This window comes from Pseudoalteromonas sp. ATL1 (genome assembly GCF_058933015.1).
Map to the genome: position 1 here is coordinate 2990976 of NZ_JBZYXL010000001.1, position 21525 is coordinate 3012500.

Consider the following 21525-nt stretch of genomic DNA (forward strand, 5'->3'; position numbering starts at 1 on the left):
CCACGCGACAATCTTGGAAGAGTTATGACTAAGAGAAAAATTCTCATTACTAGCGCATTACCGTATGCAAATGGACCTACTCACTTAGGTCACATGCTGGAATATATCCAAACTGACATTTGGTCTCGTTTCCAAAAACTTCGTGGCCATGAAACTTATTATGTATGTGCCGATGATGCCCACGGCACACCGATCATGTTAAATGCGCAAAAACAAGGTATAACACCTGAAGAGATGGTTAAAAACGTCAGTATCGAGCGCCAACGCGATTTTGCTGACTTTAATGTACAGTTCGACAACTATCACAGCACGCATAGTGAAGAAAACAAAGAACTTAGCGCACTCATTTATAACCGTTTGAATGATAAAGGTCACATCAAAAAGCGTACAATTTCTCAACTGTTTGACCCAGAAAAGAGCATTTTCTTACCTGATCGCTTTGTAACCGGTACTTGCCCGACTTGTAATGCTGAAGATCAAAACGGTGATAGCTGTGACGCATGTGGCGCAACCTACAGCCCAACTGAGTTAAAAGATCCTCGTTCAGTGATGTCAGGTGCAACACCTGTGCTTAAAGACTCTGAGCACTTTTTCTTTGACTTGCCCGCGTTTGAAGGCATGTTGAAAGAGTGGCTACACTCAGGTTCTTTGCAGGCTGAAATGGCAAACAAGCTAGAAGAATGGTTTGCAGAAGGGCTACAACAGTGGGACATCAGCCGTGATGCGCCTTACTTTGGTTTTGAGATCCCAGGTGCTCCGGGTAAATACTTCTATGTGTGGCTTGATGCACCTATTGGATACATGGCCAGCTTCAAAAACTTCTGTGACAAGCAGGGTGTTGACTTCGATGCATTCTGGGGTGAAGGTTCAGATGCAGAGCTTTATCATTTTATTGGTAAAGACATTATTTATTTCCACAGCCTATTTTGGCCTGCAATGCTAGATGGCGCGAACTTCAGAAAGCCTACCAATGTATTTGCTCACGGCTTTGTAACAGTGAACGGCGCAAAAATGTCTAAATCAAAAGGCACCTTTATCAAAGCCCGTACATATTTAGATCACCTTGATCCAGAGTATTTGCGCTATTACTTTGCAGCCAAACTAAATAGCGGCATCACTGACTTAGATTTAAACCTTGAAGACTTCGCACAACGCGTGAACTCTGATCTTGTTGGTAAAGTAGTAAACATTGCATCTCGCTGCGCAGGTTTCATCACCAAAAAGTTTGATGGTAAACTGAGCAACACCATTATGGAGCCTGCACTATTAGCGGAGTTCCAAAATGCGTCTGATGTTATTGCGCAACACTACGAGAACCGTGAATATAGTCGAGCGATCCGTGAGATCATGGCATTGGCAGATAAAGCCAACCAGTTCATCGATGCACAAGCACCTTGGGTATTGATCAAAAATGATGACACACAAGAGCAGGCACACCAAGTATGCTCATTAGGCCTTAACTTGTTCAAAGTGTTACTCACCTATTTAAAACCTGTGCTGCCAACGATGGCCGCAAATGTTGAACAATTCTTGAAAACAGAACTCAGTTGGGAAAGTGCGCAAACACCATTAATTGGCCATGAAATTGGTAAGTTCAAAGCGCTTATGCAACGCGTTGAAATGGACAAAGTTAACTTGATGGTTGAAGAGTCAAAAGAAAGCTTAGAAGCTGCAAACAAGCCAAAAGTAGATCCTAACAGTCCACTAGCAAAAGAGCCTATTGCTGAGGAAATTGAGTTTAACGATTTTGCAAAAGTTGATCTACGCGTCGCACGAATCGCAAAAGCGGAACATGTAGAAGGTGCTGAAAAGCTACTTAAGCTGACGCTTGACTTAGGCGGGGAAACGCGCCAAGTGTTTGCTGGGATTAAATCTGCCTACTCGCCAGAAGATATCGAAGGCAAGCTAACCGTGATGGTAGCCAACCTGAAACCACGTAAAATGCGTTTCGGTATGTCTGAAGGTATGGTACTTGCAGCGGGACCTGGTGGAAAAGAAATTTATATTCTTAACCCTGATGAGGGTTCAGAGCCTGGCATGCGTGTCATGTAAATAAAACCAATAAGGCCTCATTGAGGCCTTTTTTATTGCCTATTTCCCGCAAGTTCCCCCTTCGTCCGTCAAAAAATGCGTCAAATTATTACAAAGCAGCAAATATGTAATGCTTTGTTACATCTTTCCTACGTTAATAAACACCTAGACATATCTGTTCGTTTAATATTTGGAAAGTGATATTGAGCATCGCTCGATTACAACAACATCAACAGTTGGAAGGAAGATTAACGTGGCTAGTAAAAAACAAATAATGTTACCCATTGCAGTACTCGTAGGTGGTATTGCAATTGCAGGTGCCTTTTCAGCGATGAAAGCACCCCCAGAAGAAAAACCAGAACAGATTGTTCACCCATTGGTAGAAGCAAGTTCAATCGTGATTGCACCAATGCAACTCAATGTTGACTCTTACGGCATTGTTAAGCCTAAGTACAATACTGAGTTAGTCGCACAAGTCAGCGGTCAGGTCATTTCGGTTTCTGAACAATTTGTCAAAGGTGGTTTCGTTAAGCAAGGCGACATTTTAGCCCGTATCGACCCCAACGACTATGAAGCGGCTTTAATAGAAGCCGAAGCTAACTTGGCTCGAGCACGTTCTGCACTCGAAATAGAACAAGCCCAAGCCCATGTAGCAAAAACAGAGTGGCAACGTATCAAAGACAACGCCAATGAGACCATTCCCTCAGAGCTATACTTACGTAAACCACAGCTAGCAGAAAAGCTTGCAAGCTTTAGAGCCGCACAAGCAAGTGTTAAACGCGCAAAGCGTAACTTAGAACGTACATATATAAAAGCGCCGTATGATGCCATTATCGCAAGTCGCTCTGTGAGTTTAGGCAGCGTTGTAGGCTCAGGGAGCTCTTTTGGTACGCTCAACGCCGTGTCAGTAGCTGAAATACGCCTACCTGTTGCAGACAATGAACTGCAATACTTGATTAACGGTGGCATTAACGCTGACGTGACGCTAACAGCACAAGTTCACGGTAAACAAACACAGTGGCATGGTAAAATTGTACGCAGTGAAGGTGTGATTGATGAACGTAGCCGCATGACTTACCTTGTGGCACAAGTTGAGCAACCCTACTCTGACAGCGAGCGAGCGCTACGTTTCGGTACTTACCTAAACGCTTCAATTGAAGGTAAAACAATACAAAACGCGGCGGCTGTGCCTCAACATTTAGTTAAAGATGGTCGTATTGCTATTTTAAACGCGGATAAAACCTTGAGCTTTAAGTCCCTAACGATTATCCGTGAGTACAACGGCGAAACCATATTCCAAAGTGATGTGGAAACGGGCACCCAGCTCATTACCTCGGCATTGCAATATCCAACCGAGGGTATGCAATTACGCCTTGATGGTGATACTGAACAAGTAGCCAACACGCAGCTTGCGTTAAAAGAGGAATAAGGTATGAGCGAACATCAAGAAAAAGGCATCATCGCCTGGTTTGCTCGCAACCCTGTTGCCGCAAACTTACTCATGATATTTATTTTGGTTGGGGGCCTACTTACTTCGTTTTCGATTAGAAAACAAATGTTCCCTCAATTCGAGAGCCATTGGCTCAGCGTGCAAGCTGTATACCCAGGTGCCGCGCCACAGGAAGTTGAAGAAGGTATCACCATCAAGGTCGAAGAAGCAATGGAAGGCCTCGAAGGTATCAAGCGACTCATTACCTACTCTAACCGAGGTTTCTCGCAAACTTGGATTGAAGTGGAAGATCACTACGAGCCGCTTGTTGTACTTGATGAAGTCAAAATGCAGATTGACTCAATCCCAAGCTTTCCTGTTGGCATGGAACGTCCAGTTGTTAGCTACGATAAATTCAAACAAGAAGTCATGTGGCTGTCTCTCAACGGCGATCTCAGCAATAAAGATCTCAAAGAACTAGGCAACACTATTCACGACGAAATGCTTGCTTTACCCGGCATAAGCTTGGTTGAATTTCACAGCGGCCTTAACTACGAAATCGGGATTGAAGTGAGTCCAGACAAATTGCGTGAGTTTGGTTTAAGCTTCAGAGATATTTCAAAGGCTGTGCAATCATTCTCTGCCAATATGTCAGCTGGGCAAATTCGCTCACAAAATGGCTACATCTCAATGCGTGTAGAAAACCAAGCCTACAGAGGCAATGAATTTGCTAACCTGCCATTGATCACACTTGAAGATGGCGCTCAAATTCGTTTAGGCGATGTCGCAACAATTCATGATGGCTTTGAAGAGGGCTTACAATACGCTAAGTATAACGGCCGAAACTCTTTAACTTTTGAGGTCCAAGCATCAAAAGATCAAGACATTACTAAAGTTGCGAACACAATCAAAAATTACCTTGATGCGCGCGCAAATACTCTGCCAGCAGGCGTGGAAATTGAACCTCTAGTTGACCTTACTTATTACCTAAATGGTCGTCTAAATATGATGATTGAAAACATGATCCTAGGTGGTATTTTAGTCATGTTAATGCTGGCTCTTTTCTTACGCGTGAGACTCGCATTTTGGGTAATGATGGGCCTACCAGTCTCATTCCTTGGTGCATTTTTGATGATGCCAATCGGCGCGCTCGACATCACCATTAACTTGGCATCGTTATTCGCATTTATCCTCGTTCTGGGCATTGTGGTGGATGACGCGATTGTGGTCGGTGAATCCGCACACGCTGAAATTGAAAAGCACGGTCATAGTCTTGATAACGTCGTACGAGGCGTAAAACGCGTCGCCATGCCAGCCACATTTGGCGTACTGACAACGGTAGCTGCTTTCTTGCCACAAACATTCGCAACAGGCCCTGCCGCTGCGTTTTCAAAAGCAATCGGTGGCGTGATCATTCTTTGCCTAATTTTCTCACTCATAGAATCAAAATTCATTCTTCCAGCTCATTTGGCGGGTATGAAGGATAAGCCTAGTAACCCTAACAACCCATTCCATCGTTTACGTGAAAAACTCGATGGTGGCTTAAAACACTTTATCGAAAACTTATACCGTCCATTTATTGTACGCTGCATTCATTATCGCTATACCGTTTTCATTAGTTTCTTAACCATCATTATTGTAACGGGCGGCTTGTTCGCTGGCGGACTAGTGAAGTTTGTTGCCAATCCTAAGATACCCCATGATTTCCCAGAAATTTCTATCGAAATGAATCTGTCGTCATCGGAATCAGCAACGTTACAGACTGCACAAAAAGTTGAAGCGTTGATCTTAGAGGTCGATAAGCAAGTAGAAGCCAAATACGGTAAAGGCATGGTACGAGATTTGTCTGTGAGTTTACGAGGCAGAACACGCGCAAACATCATGGCAATTTTAGTTGAACCAGATGAACGCCCTATCGATACGTTTGCTTTAAGTGCCCTATGGCGCGAACAAATGCCACCGCTACCAGGCGTTAAAACGCTGAACATCCGTGACAGCATTATGGATGGCGGCCGAGATGATGGTGATATTAACTTCCGCTTAGAAGGTAAAGACAAAGACCAACTCAAAGAAGTGGCGAACAAGTTAAGAGAAAAACTAGCTAGCATCGAAGGTGTGGGCGATATCAACGACTCAACACAAAGTGCGACAGATGAAGTACAGCTTGAATTGAAGCCACTTGCTTATAGCATGGGCCTTACATTAGCTGATGTCGCGTCACAAGTTAATTTCAGCTACTACGGTCTGGAAGCGCAGCGCATCCTACGTGCTGGTGAAGAAATTAAAGTGATGATCCGCTACCCTGAGGAATATCGCAACTCAATCAGTGACATTCAAGATGTGCGTATCATGACGCCCAACGGTGCCGAAGTTCCACTGATTGAAGTTGCGAATGTGAAACTGGTGGATGGTGTAAACCGTATCCGTCGTGAAAACGCAAAACGCACAGTGAATGTGTGGGCATCGGTAGATACCAACCAAGCAGAACCATTTAAAATCGCCGAAGAAATTCGTGACGAGTATTTACCTTCGCTGTTGAAAAACTATCCTGGTGTGTCAAGTAATGTCGCAGGGCGCATTCAAGAAGAAATGGACAGTGTCGCGGAGCAAATTAGAGATTTCATGCTGTCAATGATGATCATCTTTGCACTATTGGCTATTCCTCTGCGTTCATACTCGCAGCCAATCTTAATTATGTCGGTGATCCCTTTTGGTGTTGTGGGTGCGGTTATTGGTCACATTGTGATGGGTATGACCATGAGTAGTTTGTCTTTCTTCGGTATTATTGCAGTAGCCGGTGTTGTTGTTAATGATTCACTGGTAATGGTTGATTTTGTTAACAAAGCACGAGCTGAAGGCATCGCATTAAAGCAAGCCGTTGTAGAAGCTGGCTGCAAACGTTTTAGAGCCATTCTGCTTACTTCATTGACGACGTTTATCGGACTTGTTCCCATTATTACAGAAACGAGTCTTCAAGCAAAAATTGTGATCCCAATGGCTGTATCTCTCGCATTTGGGGTTCTATTCGCAACCGTCATCACGCTGATCCTTATTCCTTGTCAGTATGTCATGCTGGAAGATGTTAAAGCACTGTCTAGAAAGTGGTTTAAATCATCAAAATCGCAGCTAGCAACGACAGAACAACATTCATAATTTAGCAGTATCTTCCCAACCGAAAAGCTCAGAGATATATCTGAGCTTTTTTTATATCTACTCATCCTAAAGCTTTACTTATTGCAATTTTGCTTACAAACTAAAGAGTATCGACAACCATTGCTAATTATTATGAAACTAATCTACGCATTTTTGGTGTCATTGAGCCTGCTTTTGGTGGGTTGTGGTGAGCAAGATAAGCCAAGTGGTGACGAAGATACCCCCGGATATACAGCGACAATATTTTTTGATGCACTGTACAACAAAAACAATTTAAACCTTGCTATAGAGCATGCAACCCCTCGATTGGCTAGGATCATGCGCTCTTATGGGACCGCATCTCAATTTACTCGAAACCTTGTTAATCTGCGCTTTGATGAAGTGACCATAGAAATAGATATGACCAATGCAAGCCTTCGCGAGCAATACGGTGATCATGCCAAAGTAAATCTCATCTTTACTGGCTATTTCAATGGTGAAAAGGTTGATGACATGCGCAGCGTTAATATGCTCAAGAAAAAAGGCAAATGGTATATCGACAAAATACTCGCCGACCCATTTGCCCGTTAAAGTATGAGTTAAAACACATCAACAGCAATCGCCTTTTGCCGCAACTCTTCCGCAGCTAAAAGCGATTGCTTTTCTTCTTCTGTAATAATCTGGCTTGCCTGAGCTTCATCCAATATATTTTCGAACGTTTTATCGTAGTAGTTACCATGACTCTCTTTTTGCCATTGCTTCACTTTTTTACGAAGCTGTTTGAGTGCTTTTAGACTTTGGTAGGCTTGCTCTAACTCAAAAATACACCCAGAAGACTCAACAACGCATAAGTGGCTAATTCTCTCGCGCGCATTCTTATCTTTGTTTACATTGCGACAAAGCGCTTCTATCGATGTATCTCGTGGCCCTTTTTGACCATGACCAAACAGATAAAACCAACGCTTAAATATTTGCGCACAAAAACGATTCGCAAAATTGTCGATAAAACATTCTAAAGCGTTAAAGCCTTCATTTAAATGATGAGATAATGCATATTCAACCGCATATAAATCTCCCTGCTGGCGTCCATCATGTTCGTATTTTTTTAATACACATGAAGCTAAATATAGGTGGCTCAATACATCTCCTAAACGTGCAGATAACATTTCTCTACGCTTTAACGATCCGCCTAAAAGTAACATTGCCATATCTGCGCTCACTGCCAAGCAAGCGCTTAGCCAAGTCAGCTTTTTATAATAATTTTGCGTAGCGCCAGATATAGACACTCGCATACCGTGCCCCCGGGTTATCCCAAGCCAAAACGCTTTTAACCCATTCATTGTTGAATGCTGAAGATGTGACATAAGCAACTTGTCAAATTCACGCAATCCATCATCACCTTCATAATTTTGAATGTTTTGCATCTCTTTTAGGATGTATGGGTGACACCGCGTAGCGCCCTGACCAAAAATCATCAGATTCCGAGTTAAGATATTTGCGCCTTCAACGGTAATTGATATTGGGATAGCGGTATAATTATTTGCTAAGTAATTATTTGGCCCCTTTTGAATGCCTTTACCCCCATGAATATCTAACGCATCATTCATTACAGTACGTGACATTTCCGTAAGATGATATTTGGCAATCGCGGTGATCACCGCAGGGCTCTTGTTCATATCAATGGCTTGCGCCGTAGTTTGTCTGCACGCCTCAATGCTATAAGTCAAACCAAGTATACGGGCCAAGCTCTCTTGAACCCCTTCAAACTCATTAAGCGATAGGCCAAACTGCTCTCTTACCTGCGAATATGCGGATGTCGTTCGAGTGCATAGATGAGCGGTTCCTGCACTGAGAGCAGGAAGTGAAATCCCTCGCCCGGCGCTTAAGCAAGACACGAGCATTCGCCAACCCTTACCAATCCCAGACTGCCCACCTATCACCCAATCTAGTGGGATAAACACGTCTTTACCTTCAGTCGTACCATTCATAAAGCCTTGATCTAACGGATTGTGACGTTTACCAGTTTTCACACCTTTGTGATCCGTCGGGATAAGCGCACAAGTAATTCCAAGCTCATTCTTTTCACCCAACAACCCATCAGGATCGTACACCTTAAAAGCTAAACCAAGCACTGAGGCAACTGGCGCTAGAGTAATGTAACGTTTAGACCAAGAAACCTTCAGTCCGAGTACCTTTTTTCCTTTAAAGGCTTTTTCACATACCACCCCATAATCTTGAATTGAGCCTGCATCAGATCCCGCATCCAATGATGTTAATGCAAAACAAGGCAGTGCGTCTCCACTGGCCAATTTGGGTAGCCACTCCTCCCGTTGTTCGGGTGTGCCGTAATGTAGTAGCAACTCTGCTGGACCAAGGCTATTTGGTACCATAACTGTTACCGCCGTAGAAATGCTTTTACTCGCAATTTTAGCGACGATGGTCGAGTTCGCTTGCGCGCTAAACGCCCGACCGCCATATTTTTTGGGAATAATGAACGCAAAGAAACCGTGTTCCTTTAAATACGTCCAGACCTCTTTTGGCAAGTCTTTATTGGCGCGTATTTTTTCCTCATCCAGCATGCCTAACAAAGTATTAAGTTCATTGTCGACAAAGGCACGCTCACTAGGGCTCAATTTAGGCGCTTCAACCTTGTGCCACTTGTGCCAATTTGGGTTACCTGAAAATAGCTCCGCATCCCACCAAGTATCCCCTGCTTCCATCGCTTCTTGTTCTGTCTGAGTAAGCGCTGGCAAAGAACGCTTAAAGTAGCGCATTACCGGCAAAGTAATCACTTTGTAGCGCAAGGGCTGAATAGCAAAAATAATGCATACGATAACGATCAATAAAACGAGAATGCTCATGCTAACCTCCTGTTCTTAGTTCTCTAAGTATGCTTAAGATTTGCGCAAACTCAATTAATCTTAATGTTTGATCTCGCAACATTTGTTTGAAAGCAAGTGCGCTGCTATTATTCGGCGCTCATACAACAACAAGTGACAACTCCATGAAACCACTATTTAAGCTAAGTCTAGGTGCTTGCGTAGTAGCCGCTGCGCTTTCACTATCAGGCTGTAACAGCACATCAAATAATAAAGCTCAGCTAACTGAGCGAGACGCAGAGGCTTTCCTTACAAGCGCACAAACGACACTGGAAAAGCTCAGCATCGTAGACAATAGGGCTCAATGGATTTACGCAAATTTTGTGACTGAAGATACAGCATCACTGGTTGCAAGCGTAAGCCAAGAATCCACAGACACTATCGTTCGCTTAGCGACTGAAGCGGCGCGTTTTGACTCATTGAATTTAAGCGATGATAACCGTCGTAAAATGAACAAGTTAAAGCTGCAACTAACGATGGCTGCCCCTGCTGATCCAAAGAAATCGGAAGAACTTGCTTCTTTATTGGCAGAGCTTGACGGCATCTATGCAAAAGGAACCTACTGTAAAGAAAGCCAATGCCAAAGCTTAGGTGATCTGACTGCAAAAATGGCGACTAGCAGAGACTACAATGAGCTACTCGACATTTGGCAAGGCTGGCGACAAGTATCAAAACCAATGCGTCCTTTATTTGAACAACAAGTAGTACTTGCAAATCAAGGCGCACAAGAGTTGGGATATAAAGACACTGGCGCAATGTGGCGTAGTAAATACGATATGCCTGCTGATGATTTTGGTAAAGAGCTAGACAGACTTTGGGGCCAAGTAAAGCCTTTATATAACGCCTTACACTGCCATGTTAGGGCAAAACTTGGTGAACAATACGGTGAAGATAAAGTGCCTCAAAACCAACCTATTCCGGCACATTTATTAGGCAACATGTGGGCTCAACAATGGGCTAACATCTATGATGTCGTAGCACCTGACAATGCTGATCCGGGCTATGACGTAACAGAACTACTAGAAAAACACGACTATTCAGAGCTAGACATGGTGCGCGGTGCTGAGAAGTTCTTTACTTCTATGGGCTTTGCTCCATTACCGGACACTTTCTATGAGCGCTCACTTTTTGTGAAACCTCGTGACCGTGACGTTCAATGCCACGCATCTGCATGGGATCTAGACAACCAAGATGATATTCGTATCAAGATGTGTATTCAGCGCACAGGTGATGATTTCTCAACAATTCACCATGAACTGGGCCACAACTTCTATCAACGCGCTTACAAAAACCAGCCTATTTTCTACCAAGACAGCGCGAATGACGGTTTCCACGAAGCAATTGGTGACACTATCGCACTTTCTGTAACTCCGGGTTACCTAAAAGAAATTGGTTTATTAGATAACGTACCTGATGAGTCAAAGGACATTGGTTTATTAATGAAAATGGCACTAGATAAAGTGGCATTTATCCCATTTGGCTTATTGGTTGACCAATGGCGTTGGAAAGTATTCTCTGGCGAGATCAGCCCTGAGCAATACAACCAAGCATGGTGGGATTTACGTGAAAAGTATCAAGGCATTCAAGCGCCTATCGAGCGTACTGAAGCTGACTTTGACGCAGGTGCAAAATATCACGTACCTGGCAACGTACCTTACACGCGCTACTTCTTAGCCCATATTCTACAGTTTGATTTCCACCGTGCATTATGTGAAGCGGCTGATAATAAAGAAGCGATCCACCGCTGCTCTATCTACAAATCAAAAGAAGCGGGTGAGAAGCTAAACGCAATGCTTGAAATGGGTAGCAGCCGTCCATGGCAAGAAGCGCTGAAAAGTGTGACAGGCAAAGAGCAAATGGATGCAACTGCGATCCTAGATTACTTTGCGCCATTAAAGAAATATTTAGATGAACAAAATAAAGGTCGTCAATGCGGCTGGTAATGGGTTAATACTCTAAATGTAACAAACAGCCACACTCTGAAACACATTTGCGGTTTATCTCCGTTGCATAACAAGCTACTGTATGTGCAAAGGAGAACTTATGAACGTAAATAGAGTGTGGCAGTTAGCGCAATTTGAGCTAACTCGTTTATTCGCCACCAAGCGTGGTTTATTGGCGCTAGCCGCCTTCGCAATGGTATGGTTACTCATACTACGCTACCCCATCGGGCAAGCAGTGCCATTTTTGAGCAGCCCTGAGTTTTCAGAAGCAGCGCAAGAGCTTGCTGGTAATATCGGCTTAAGAGAATTAGTAGGCTGGCCGCAAGCCGAATTGGTTATCTACTGGCTCATTGCCTTATACAGCTTTCCTGTCTTCGCGCTATCCGTGTGCTCTGATCAAACGGTGGGAGATAGAATGCGCGGTACGCTCAGGTTTATCAGCTTACGATGTACTCGTGATGAAATTTTTATTGGGCGTTTCCTTGGCCAGCTTATCATCGTCATAAGCCTAATACTGCTCACGGCTTTGGCTACCTTAATGGTGATGGTATATCGAGACCCAGCACTTGTTCTATCTGGATTTACCTTAGCAGCTGTGCTTATCGTTCAGCTCAGTATTATCAGTATGCCTTTTGTCGCGCTGATGGCGATACTTAACATCGTTACAAGTTCCTCACGGCTCTCTGTCGTGCTTGCCACTTTGATCTTCACACTGGGTAGCGCAGTGCTTTCGTATTTGTCTTACTATATGCCTCTTTTAGATTATGTGTTTTATGCTTTTCCAGGTGTGCAACTGATGGACATCGCACCGCAGGTCAATGTCTCAATTTTCCACTGGCTAACACCCATATTTCAAACATTCGCATTCCTAGCTATTGGTTTATGGCTGTTTAGGAGACGCGCATTATGAGCACATTAATCGAAGTCAATCAGTTATCTAAATCCTTCTTTGGCAACACCGCGTTAAACAACGTTAGCTTTACGATTGAGGATAAAAGCACCACCGCACTTGTTGGCCCTAATGGCGCGGGCAAAACAACGCTCATGAGCATACTGTGTGGTTACCTCGCCCCTGATAACGGCTCAGTTAAAATAATGGGTCAACCGTTGGGGCACCCTTCTCTATTTGGAAAATTGAGCGCACTGCCGCAAGATGCCATGCTTGACCCGCGTTTTTCAATTAACAAGCAGCTGAGTTTTTATGCCGCATTACAGGGCTACAGCAAGCAACAAGCCCAAAAAGAAACATCCCGAGTTTTAGAGTTGGTAGGTCTTGCTGACAACCATAACTCAAACATCACTGAACTGTCTCACGGCATGAGAAAACGCGTCAGCATCGCACAAGCGTTGCTTGGCTCGCCAAAAATCGTTTTGCTAGATGAAGCAACGGCAGGCCTTGACCCGATCAATGCCAGAGAAATACGCTCGCTTATTTCATCTTTAAGTGAAGAAATTTGCTTTATTTTAAGTTCTCACAACTTAGCTGAATTAGAGCGTCTGTGTACTCATGTTCTTTATCTTGAAAAGGGCCTGCTAACCACACATGATAGAAATACAGACAACGCGCAGAGTAAATTCATTACCCTTCAGCTTAATGAAAACTATCGGGATGCACTTGAGCTGCTAAAGCAACTCAGCGGTGTGCTTTATGTTAAACAAAGCCAAAATAAAGAGTTCATCATTGAGTATCAGGCCTCGTTTGAACAATTTGATATACACTTACTCAAGTATTGTTACAAACGTCAATGGCAGTATCGCCAAGTAATAAATGGCCATACTCTTGAAAATCAATTATTTGAGAAGGATTAAATCATGGGACTTTTAAGCGGTATCTTAGGAAATGCAAGCGAAGTAGATAGCGATAAGCTGGATGAGCTACTCGAAAATACACTGACAGAAAACGAACGTATTGAAAAAGCCTATCAGGTTATCAGAGATATGTTCGTGTTCACAAACAAGCGACTATTATTGATTGATAAACAAGGCGTAACTGGCTCGAAAGTAGAAATCCTGACTATTCCGTACAACAAAATTACAAAGTTTAGCAAAGAGAGCGCTGGTCACTTTGACCTAGATTCGGAGCTAAAAATATGGGTTGGCTCAGATCCTGAACCAATCTGTAAGGAGTTTAAGGCGGGAGATAACATCAACGACGTATACCGCATTATTAGTACATACGCCCTGTAACGCTTATTCAAAAAAAGAGCGGCTATTGCCGCTCTAGTCATTAAAACAGCTGATCAGAAACGCGCATCATTGATTTTGGACCAAATTGATAAGCCCAATTTTTCAAGCGCGGCACTCATACCCAATCCCACTTTTTCAGCCAGTTTCTTTTTGCTTCGATAAGTCACTTTGTACAGTTGATGTGTTTTATCTAGAGACATAAGTACATCATCACTTGTACTAATTTCATCAACTAAATCAAACGTTTTTGCATGAGTAGCAAACCAATGCTCGCCCGTAGCAACCTTTGTGATATCGAGCTGAGGTCTATGTTCAGAAACAAAGGTTTTAAAAAGACCATGGGTATGTTCAATCTCTTCTTTAAACTTTTCACGACCTTTATCCGTGTTTTCTCCAAACATCGTCAAGGTACGCTTATACTCACCCGCCGTGATCTGTTCAAAGTCGACATCATTTTTTTTCAGAATTTTATTGAAGTTAGGTATCTGAGCAATCACACCGATAGAGCCAACAATCGCAAATGGCGCAGCAATAATTTTATCTGCAACACATGCCATCATGTAACCGCCGCTAGCGGCTACTTTGTCAATACATACCGTGAGTGGCAGCCCATAGCCTTTTACACGATTAAGTTGCGATGCTGCTAAACCATAACCATGTACAACGCCACCACCGCTTTCTAAATTGACTAAAACTTGATCTTTGCTCTTGTCAGCAATATTTAGAATGGCACTGATCTCTTCTCTGAGGTTTTTAACCTCATGTGCATCCATACTACCAATAAAATCAACAACAAACACCGTACCTTGCGGCTCTTCGTCATCGCTCTTTTTCAATTCTTTTCGATATGCTTTGAGCGCCTTTTTATCTAGCGTTTGCTCAACAAAACGATTTTTACGTTCAAGCATTTGCTCAGAAAGGTCTTTAAGCTCAATCTCACCTGACTCCCCTTTTGGCTTCTGACTCGCGCCCGCAACCACAATAACAACAAGCGCACCAACAGCCAAAACGATGGTAACCGCTTTCGCTAAAAACAAGCCATATTCATATAAAAATGCCAATGCAGACTCCTAGAAATAAACAATGAATCATAAAAAAAGCCGCTAAACAGCGGCTTATCATAGTGAATCAATTACACTTAATTAGCAATAACTGCTGGATTAGTTATTTGCAGATACAAACCTTTTGATTTCAAGAAAGAAACCAATTGTGTTTGCATTTCAACCGTTGCCATTGCATGGCCTTGCGGCGTACCAAGTGCATTTTCACGGAACGATGTAGTTACTATCGAACCATGGTTACCCTGACTGAAATTAACAACATAGCTCATTGGTGTAGCTGATGCTTGAGTTTCAGATACAGTTTGTAATCCCATCATGCGCGCTAAAGGAGTACTACCAGATAGCGGGTTTGCAGTCGTTGGCGGAATAACCGTATCAGGCTTGTTACCATCAACACCACCTGTCACAACGCTCATATAAATAGGCGTTTGTAGCTGCTGTACAGCGCTTGCGTAATTTAGCGGATCACCACTATCTAGTGCTGTTTGAGCTGCGTACACAAATTGCTGAATAATGCTTTTAACAGCAGCAAGAGATTGTGTATCACTGGTTTCTGTTAGATGCTTCACATAATAGCTATAAGCACATGGTGCAACAGCCGCTAAATAACGAGGATCTGTTGGGTTAACTTCAAGACCCTCAACAGGGCAAAGTGACGCAGCATCGGTTGCGATGTAGGTAATAAACCCTTTAGAAGCTAGATTATTCGCAGCTAACAACACGGAGCCTTGTACGAAAGGACCAAACTCTTCAGATTCAGCTAAGAAACTTGCGATACCGCTGCCACCGCTCGCTAAACCAGCAGCATCTACTTTAAATAAAGGATCCACATTATCAGCTAGAGGCATGTTTGCGTGCGCGATAAAACTTGGCGCGACCACCGAACCTAACGAGTGACCAACAAAGCTCACTTGAGTTGGGTTTAATCCGACTGTTGGGCTCACGAAGTTCAACCCTAGACGTAACCCAAGTAAATCTACTGATGATTGACGTAAATTGTCACGCGCAACCAATAGCGAAGAGAGGTTCATGTAAGAAAGCACAGAACCCTTACCGTCAGTCGCATTGAAGTCATCAATGCCATCACCATCAATATCTAAACCACGTTCACCATGCATTGGGTGATCGATGGCAACGGTAGCAAAACCTTGTGCACTTAACGCAAGCGTTAAGCCCAGCATCGCTTCTTTACTTGTAGTTATACCGTGCTGCAAAATAACCACTGGCCAACCCGTAGCTGGTTGTTCTATTCCGAACGCTGCTGGGATTGGTTTAGTAATTTGAACTGGTACATTTGCCAACCATTGAACTTGTGGGATAGTGTTGTACTTAGTTAAGAAACGTGTGCTATCTAAGCCAAAGTCACGTAAAACCCCACCAGACATAGCTGCACACGCTGCATCATTTGTATCGGCTTGAGGTTCTGGCAATACCCCCCCTACAAACGCTTTATAACCTTGAACAGCAACCGCGCTATCGCACTGTGCGCGCCAGTACGTATCAGCTGCACTTGCTGGATCTTTAGATGCAGGTTTCGCAGAATACATAGGCAATTGAATGCTACCACGCATGTACTGCACTGCTTGGAAAGGTGCACGTGCAGTAGGATCAGGGATCACAGCTGCAAGTACATCCGATACCGTCATCATAGGCTGCTCTGGCACTGTCAGTTTGGGATTCGTCCCTGTTGCTAAGCTCGCTGCCATCAGCTTTTTAATCGTACCAACTACTGGGCCTACTGATTGCATTGTCGCTGCGGCAGAGTAAATAATGTTTTCTTTCGCGAGACTTCCATCAGACGTAACGGCACTCTCATAACTCCTTACTACCGCTTGAAGTGCTAACTGGGTATCAGTCACTAAAGGCGCTTCTTGACGCAATAAAGTGTATGTGGAAGACGCTTTAATTGAACGACCATCATCCATTTTTAGCGAATCGGTTAGTACAGTAATATATGTTTTGCCCGCTTTAAAAGGTTTAAGCGGCTGAATTGCAATGCCATCACCGGTACTATTTAGCACAGAGATAAAGTCACCCGTTAGGCCATTTTCTAATTCACCAACTAAGCGACAAGCGATACCCGCAGGTACAGCTTTACATTGCTCATCACTTTGATCTGCGCCCATTACCACTTCAAAAATACGCACTGACGATGGATCGCTCGCAGACTGAGCACTAATTGCGTATCCTTCAGGTACATCCAGATCAATAACATATGGCATCTGTGTAGACCAACCATCCAATGCGCCTAGCGCAAGTGAAGGCGATGCATAATGCGCGCGTGTTACAGCTGGGCTGCCGTTTTCGTCAAGTTCACCAGGAAGATTAAGTGTGCCATCTTTTGTACCACTGAGTAACAAGTCATTTGGAACGGAAATTACACTATTTGATGGGTCGAATTTAATTGAGGCAGTAGGTAATACAGGGGCAGTTTCTTTTTTTACATCTTCTAAAGTTTCACCGCCACCACAGCCAACAAGGACTGAAGAAATCGCGAGTGAGAGTAGCATTTTTTTCATTTTAGGCTCCGACATAATCTTATTATTATTTATGTTCTAATTCGTTAAATCTATGTAATAGTGTTTTTAATAAGACATTAGACCAGTTAAAGTTAACGTAAAGTGTAGCCTTTCGCCACCTATATTTACAATAAATGCGATAACCTGTGGTAAAATGTGCAAAATTTACCAGTTGAGGTTAAGAATGCACGATTATAATGCCCCGGCTAATGCCCTAGAGAATAAAACGATTTTAATAACCGGTGCAGGTGACGGCATAGGCCGTGTTGCCGCTATCACCTATGCAAAACACGGTGCAACCGTCATTTTATTAGGTAAAACCACTAAAAAACTCGAATGCGTATATGATGAAATAGTTAACGCTGGCTATCCACAACCCGCCATCGTTCCACTCGATATGCGCGGTGCAACCAAACAAAATTATCGCGATTTGGCAGCCACTATCGAACAACAATTTGGTAAATTAGATGGTTTACTCAACAACGCTTCCATTTTAGGCTCATTGGGCCCGCTTGAACACTTTTGTGTATCTACGTTTGAAAACATTATGAAAGTTAACGTAACAGCACAAGCGATGATCACTAAGTATATGTTTCCTCTTCTTAGAAAAGCTGAAAACGCGTCTATTATATTCACGTCTTCAGGCGTAGGTAGAAAAGGGCGCGAGTTTTGGGGACCATACGCAATCTCTAAATTTGCAACTGAAGGTATGATGCAGACTTGGTCTGAAGAAGTAGGCAAAACAGGGATCCGCATCAACTGTATTAACCCAGGTGCAACCAATACGAACATGCGTTCAGCTGCATTTCCGGGTGAAGATAGAGATTCATTAAAAACACCTCAAGACATTATGCCGACGTACTTATACCTAATGAGTGATGATTCAATTGGCATTAATGGACAATCTTTAGACGCGCAGCCTAAATAGCGTTTAAGGTACTTAATATTGTTGTTGAAGATATCATTGAGTGGGTTTACATCCTCGGTCTCTTCAACAACATCGTGGCTCCACCACAAGAGCAAATACTAAATCGAATAAAGCAAATTGATTGCCAGCATTAAGGAGTAGCAATGGCAAATTTCTCAACGCATTTACAAGCATCAGTGATCACAAGCGCTGCGTTATGCTCAGTTGTACTTGCAACATCAATTGCCAGCACAGCTGATACTTTGACGCTTTTCATCATTGGCAGTTTGGCAGGTTTATTGCCAGATTTAGACGCGGATAATTCAAAATCACTAAATAGTTTGTTTTCAATATTTGCATTATGTGGCGCGATATCACTTCCCGGGCTTATCGAGTTTGAGTCTCTAATTGGCATTTGGTTAGGTGCGATAGGTACCTATGTTGGTGTTATGTATGTACTCAAACCTCTATTTGAAAAATTCACCATACATCGAGGCGCAAGTCACTCGTTACTCTCTGTACTCATGTGTGCTTTACTAGCGGCTAACGTCGCGCTAATAGTTGGTCGCCCTATTCATTTTGCGTTGCTCGTCTTACTCAGTGTCGTGCTTGGTATGCTTGTTCATTTGGTACTTGATGAATGTTACAGCGTCGACATTAATAACAATGAGCTAAAGGCATCATTTGGTACCGCGTTAAAGCCATTGTCTCTCAATTCTCCGCTAATCAGCCTAATACAAGTATGTATTGTTGCAGCTTCTCTATATATGCTTTACCCATATCAAGAGTCCGTTACCCAAATTCTGACTAACTGGCAGTTGAAATTCGCGCATCTACCTCTACTACCCGATGTACAGCTGCTTTAGAATATATAACCAAGCTATTAAGATTAAGCTCAGGCAATATTCCCAATATCAATTACACTGTTAGGTAAAAGCGAATAGTAATAGCAGGTTTACCTATGTCCAAAATGATAGTCGGATTGCTTGTTGGCGGCTTTATTGGCATGGTATTGGGTGCCTGGCTAGGTTATTCGCTCAACATAGGCAGAGATAGACGCAACGAATTTAATGAGGCTATCGAGCCCATTCGACAAGCGCTTATGAAAGGCGAATTAATTACCGAGCAAGACATCAGCATACTCATTGCTAAGCTCGGCAGAGATGGCAAAGGCGTATTTAATGCCTATAAGAAGATTTACCAGCCTAAAATGCAGATGGCCGAAACTCTTCTGAGAAAAGACATTTACGGTAAAGTAAAGTGCACACGCGAAGAATACGAGCAATCTAAGCAACTAAAAAAGGAAGCCATGACAAGCTTGCTCGTAAAATGTAAACATAAATAATTCAGAGTAGTTCCCAAATATACGCACCGATCGGTCATTATTTACCTAGAAATCAGCTTAATCGTTTTGCCTAGCGCATAACTCATCATGACCAAAACAACGCTGATATTTATTAGCACGATGAAATAGGTATAAATTGAATCGAGAAAATTAGTTTCAAATATGACACTGTCTAGATACCTCATCACGACCATAATGATGGTTATTGTAATCAAGTAGCAAATGATCTTTGTATGACACGTCAAAGAAAAGTTATGTCTCACATGCAGATGAATGATCAAAACTAAGCACAACAACTCATGTACAGCGAACAATAGATAATATAACTGGCGTTTTGCTCCAACGCCGAGATCGGCGGCTAATAGCCTTTCAGAGAGAAAAAGCCCTTTCAACTATTCAAAAATACAAAATTCGCAGTTTTCGCGCAATTGGTGCTAAGTTTTCGCGCGCGGCATCACTAATTCGTCTCTTCATCAAAGTACATAATCTCAGCTTCCCCTGAGACGATTTAGCACTTTTGCACCAAACGCAAAAAACCCCGATACTTTCGTATCGGGGTTTCTCTTATTTGGACCTGGCGATGTTCTACTTTCACATGGCAGCTGCCACACTATCATCGACGCTACAGTGCAAAAGGTTAGCGACTTGAGCGAAGCGAAACGCTCTTTTTGCGCAAGGTGAAGTGAGCCAGTTTATAAAGCGCTGAGAGACTAACTTTTTAAAACCCCAAAAAGCAAAAAACCCGTCGCATAAATGCAACGGGTTTCTTTAAATAAAATCCTGACGATGTTCTACTTTCACATGGCAGCTGCCACACTATCATCGACGCTGTTTCGTTTCACTTCTGAGTTCGGCATGGGGTCAGGTGGTTCCAAAACGCTATGGTCATCAGGAAAAATTCTATAAAATCTGGAAAAATTCTGATAATTCGTAAAAATCTACTTTAGTTAATACTAACTTCTGTCGCTTAAACCACTTTGGCGTTGTATGGTTAAGCCTCACGGGTAATTAGTACTGGTTAGCTTAACGTATCACTACGCTTCCACACCCAGCCTATCAACGTTGTAGTCTCCAACGGCCCTTCAGTTAACTTAAAGTTAAAGTGAGAACTCATCTCGAGGCTCGCTTCCCGCTTAGATGCTTTCAGCGGTTATCGATCCCGAACGTAGCTACCGGGCAATGCAATTGGCATCACAACCCGAACACCAGCGGTTCGTCCACTCCGGTCCTCTCGTACTAGGAGCAGCCCCTCTCAATTCTCAAACGCCCACGGCAGATAGGGACCGAACTGTCTCACGACGTTCTAAACCCAGCTCGCGTACCACTTTAAATGGCGAACAGCCATACCCTTGGGACCGACTTCAGCCCCAGGATGTGATGAGCCGACATCGAGGTGCCAAACACCGCCGTCGATATGAACTCTTGGGCGGTATCAGCCTGTTATCCCCGGAGTACCTTTTATCCGTTGAGCGATGGCCCTTCCATTCAGAACCACCGGATCACTATGACCTACTTTCGTACCTGCTCGACGTGTCTGTCTCGCAGTTAAGCTGGCTTCTACCATTACACTAACCGTACGATGTCCGACCGTACTTAGCCAACCTTCGTGCTCCTCCGTTACTCTTTGGGAGGAGACCGCCCCAGTCAAACTACCCACCAGGCACTGTCCTCAACCCCGATTAGGGGCCTAAGTTAGAACATCAAACATACAAGGGTGGTATTTCAAGGTCGGCTCCACGGTAACTGGCGTCACCGCTTCAAAGCCTCCCACCTATCCTACACATGTAGGCTCAATGTTCAGTGCCAAGCTGTAGTAAAGGTTCACGGGGTCTTTCCGTCTAGCCGCGGGTACACAGCATCTTCACTGCGATTTCAATTTCACTGAGTCTCGGGTGGAGACAGCGTGGCCATGGTTACACCATTCGTGCAGGTCGGAACTTACCCGACAAGGAATTTCGCTACCTTAGGACCGTTATAGTTACGGCCGCCGTTTACCGGGGCTTCGATCAAGAGCTTCGACTTACGTCTAACCCCATCAATTAACCTTCCGGCACCGGGCAGGTGTCACACCGTATACGTCATCTTACGATTT

Annotated in this window: 14 protein-coding genes and 2 rRNA genes (1 of these 16 cut by a window edge); 11 read left to right on the forward strand and 5 right to left on the reverse strand. The window is 43.5% G+C overall.

Annotated elements, in window-relative coordinates:
* Positions 1-24 precede the first annotated feature (24 nt).
* The 4 genes from metG (at position 25) to AC5FX4_RS13090 (ending at position 7183) form a co-directional block, all read left to right on the forward strand.
* On the forward strand, positions 25-2052 hold the full coding sequence (gene metG / locus AC5FX4_RS13075) for a methionine--tRNA ligase (protein ID WP_493606812.1): 2028 nt from the start codon (positions 25-27) through the stop codon (positions 2050-2052).
* Between the two features lie 232 nt (positions 2053-2284).
* Positions 2285-3460, forward strand: a complete 1176-nt coding sequence (locus AC5FX4_RS13080; protein ID WP_493606813.1) for an efflux RND transporter periplasmic adaptor subunit — start codon at positions 2285-2287, stop codon at positions 3458-3460.
* A 3-nt stretch (positions 3461-3463) separates the two neighbouring features.
* A complete protein-coding gene (locus AC5FX4_RS13085) occupies positions 3464-6613 on the forward strand; it encodes an efflux RND transporter permease subunit (RefSeq protein WP_493606814.1) in 3150 nt (1049 codons plus the stop codon).
* Between the two features lie 132 nt (positions 6614-6745).
* Positions 6746-7183 carry a hypothetical protein gene (locus tag AC5FX4_RS13090; RefSeq protein ID WP_493606815.1) on the forward strand — a complete coding sequence of 146 codons (438 nt, stop codon included), beginning with the start codon at positions 6746-6748 and terminating at the stop codon, positions 7181-7183.
* 8 nt (positions 7184-7191) lie between these two features.
* Here AC5FX4_RS13090 and AC5FX4_RS13095 read toward each other — a convergent pair whose 3' ends face one another.
* Entirely contained in the window at positions 7192-9453 is a 2262-nt protein-coding gene (locus tag AC5FX4_RS13095; RefSeq protein ID WP_493606816.1) for an acyl-CoA dehydrogenase, read from the reverse strand.
* A gap of 143 nt (positions 9454-9596) precedes the next feature.
* Between AC5FX4_RS13095 and AC5FX4_RS13100 the strand changes: the two genes are divergently transcribed.
* The 4 genes from AC5FX4_RS13100 (at position 9597) to AC5FX4_RS13115 (ending at position 13601) form a co-directional block, all read left to right on the forward strand.
* Positions 9597-11414 (forward strand): M2 family metallopeptidase, encoded by a 1818-nt coding sequence (locus AC5FX4_RS13100; protein ID WP_493606817.1) that lies wholly within the window; start codon positions 9597-9599, stop codon positions 11412-11414.
* 100 nt (positions 11415-11514) lie between these two features.
* Positions 11515-12324: an ABC transporter permease subunit gene (locus AC5FX4_RS13105; protein ID WP_493606818.1), complete on the forward strand. Its 810-nt coding sequence runs from the start codon at positions 11515-11517 to the stop codon at positions 12322-12324.
* Complete coding sequence (locus AC5FX4_RS13110; protein ID WP_493606819.1) at positions 12321-13223, forward strand: ABC transporter ATP-binding protein; 903 nt, start codon at positions 12321-12323, stop codon at positions 13221-13223. Before AC5FX4_RS13105 ends, AC5FX4_RS13110 begins: the two co-directional genes overlap by 4 nt.
* A 3-nt stretch (positions 13224-13226) precedes the next feature.
* Positions 13227-13601: a PH domain-containing protein gene (locus AC5FX4_RS13115; protein ID WP_493606820.1), complete on the forward strand. Its 375-nt coding sequence runs from the start codon at positions 13227-13229 to the stop codon at positions 13599-13601.
* Positions 13602-13654: 53 nt separating this feature from the next.
* Here AC5FX4_RS13115 and sohB read toward each other — a convergent pair whose 3' ends face one another.
* The gene (gene sohB / locus AC5FX4_RS13120; protein ID WP_493606821.1) at positions 13655-14662 is read right to left on the reverse strand and encodes a protease SohB; all 1008 of its coding nucleotides are present in this window, start codon (positions 14660-14662) and stop codon (positions 13655-13657) included.
* A 77-nt stretch (positions 14663-14739) separates the two neighbouring features.
* Positions 14740-17181, reverse strand: a complete 2442-nt coding sequence (locus tag AC5FX4_RS13125; protein WP_493606822.1) for a VolA/Pla-1 family phospholipase — start codon at positions 17179-17181, stop codon at positions 14740-14742.
* A gap of 184 nt (positions 17182-17365) precedes the next feature.
* Here AC5FX4_RS13125 and AC5FX4_RS13130 point away from each other — a divergent pair, with 184 nt between their 5' ends.
* The 3 genes from AC5FX4_RS13130 (at position 17366) to AC5FX4_RS13140 (ending at position 19433) form a co-directional block, all read left to right on the forward strand.
* Complete coding sequence (locus AC5FX4_RS13130; protein WP_493606823.1) at positions 17366-18109, forward strand: YciK family oxidoreductase; 744 nt, start codon at positions 17366-17368, stop codon at positions 18107-18109.
* A gap of 143 nt (positions 18110-18252) precedes the next feature.
* Entirely contained in the window at positions 18253-18954 is a 702-nt protein-coding gene (locus AC5FX4_RS13135; RefSeq protein WP_493606824.1) for a metal-dependent hydrolase, read from the forward strand.
* A gap of 95 nt (positions 18955-19049) precedes the next feature.
* Positions 19050-19433: a hypothetical protein gene (locus AC5FX4_RS13140; protein WP_493606825.1), complete on the forward strand. Its 384-nt coding sequence runs from the start codon at positions 19050-19052 to the stop codon at positions 19431-19433.
* Between the two features lie 778 nt (positions 19434-20211).
* On the opposite strand, the gene rrf is transcribed toward AC5FX4_RS13140, so the two are convergent.
* Positions 20212-20326: ribosomal RNA gene (gene rrf, locus AC5FX4_RS13145) — 5S ribosomal RNA — on the reverse strand.
* A 94-nt stretch (positions 20327-20420) separates the two neighbouring features.
* Positions 20421-21525, reverse strand: a 23S ribosomal RNA gene (locus AC5FX4_RS13150) (it continues 1778 nt past the right edge of the window).

Excerpts from the sequence above, each read along its gene's own strand:
- metG (WP_493606812.1), top strand. The coding sequence starts at position 25 with ATGACTAAGAGAAAAATTCTCATTACTAGCGCATTACCGTATGCAAAT.
- AC5FX4_RS13085 (WP_493606814.1), top strand. The coding sequence starts at position 3,464 with ATGAGCGAACATCAAGAAAAAGGCATCATCGCCTGGTTTGCTCGCAAC.
- AC5FX4_RS13090 (WP_493606815.1), top strand. The coding sequence starts at position 6,746 with ATGAAACTAATCTACGCATTTTTGGTGTCATTGAGCCTGCTTTTGGTG.
- AC5FX4_RS13095 (WP_493606816.1), bottom strand. The coding sequence starts at position 9,453 with ATGAGCATTCTCGTTTTATTGATCGTTATCGTATGCATTATTTTTGCT.
- AC5FX4_RS13100 (WP_493606817.1), top strand. The coding sequence starts at position 9,597 with ATGAAACCACTATTTAAGCTAAGTCTAGGTGCTTGCGTAGTAGCCGCT.
- AC5FX4_RS13105 (WP_493606818.1), top strand. The coding sequence starts at position 11,515 with ATGAACGTAAATAGAGTGTGGCAGTTAGCGCAATTTGAGCTAACTCGT.
- AC5FX4_RS13110 (WP_493606819.1), top strand. The coding sequence starts at position 12,321 with ATGAGCACATTAATCGAAGTCAATCAGTTATCTAAATCCTTCTTTGGC.
- AC5FX4_RS13115 (WP_493606820.1), top strand. The coding sequence starts at position 13,227 with ATGGGACTTTTAAGCGGTATCTTAGGAAATGCAAGCGAAGTAGATAGC.
- AC5FX4_RS13125 (WP_493606822.1), bottom strand. The coding sequence starts at position 17,181 with ATGAAAAAAATGCTACTCTCACTCGCGATTTCTTCAGTCCTTGTTGGC.
- AC5FX4_RS13130 (WP_493606823.1), top strand. The coding sequence starts at position 17,366 with ATGCACGATTATAATGCCCCGGCTAATGCCCTAGAGAATAAAACGATT.
- AC5FX4_RS13135 (WP_493606824.1), top strand. The coding sequence starts at position 18,253 with ATGGCAAATTTCTCAACGCATTTACAAGCATCAGTGATCACAAGCGCT.
- AC5FX4_RS13140 (WP_493606825.1), top strand. The coding sequence starts at position 19,050 with ATGTCCAAAATGATAGTCGGATTGCTTGTTGGCGGCTTTATTGGCATG.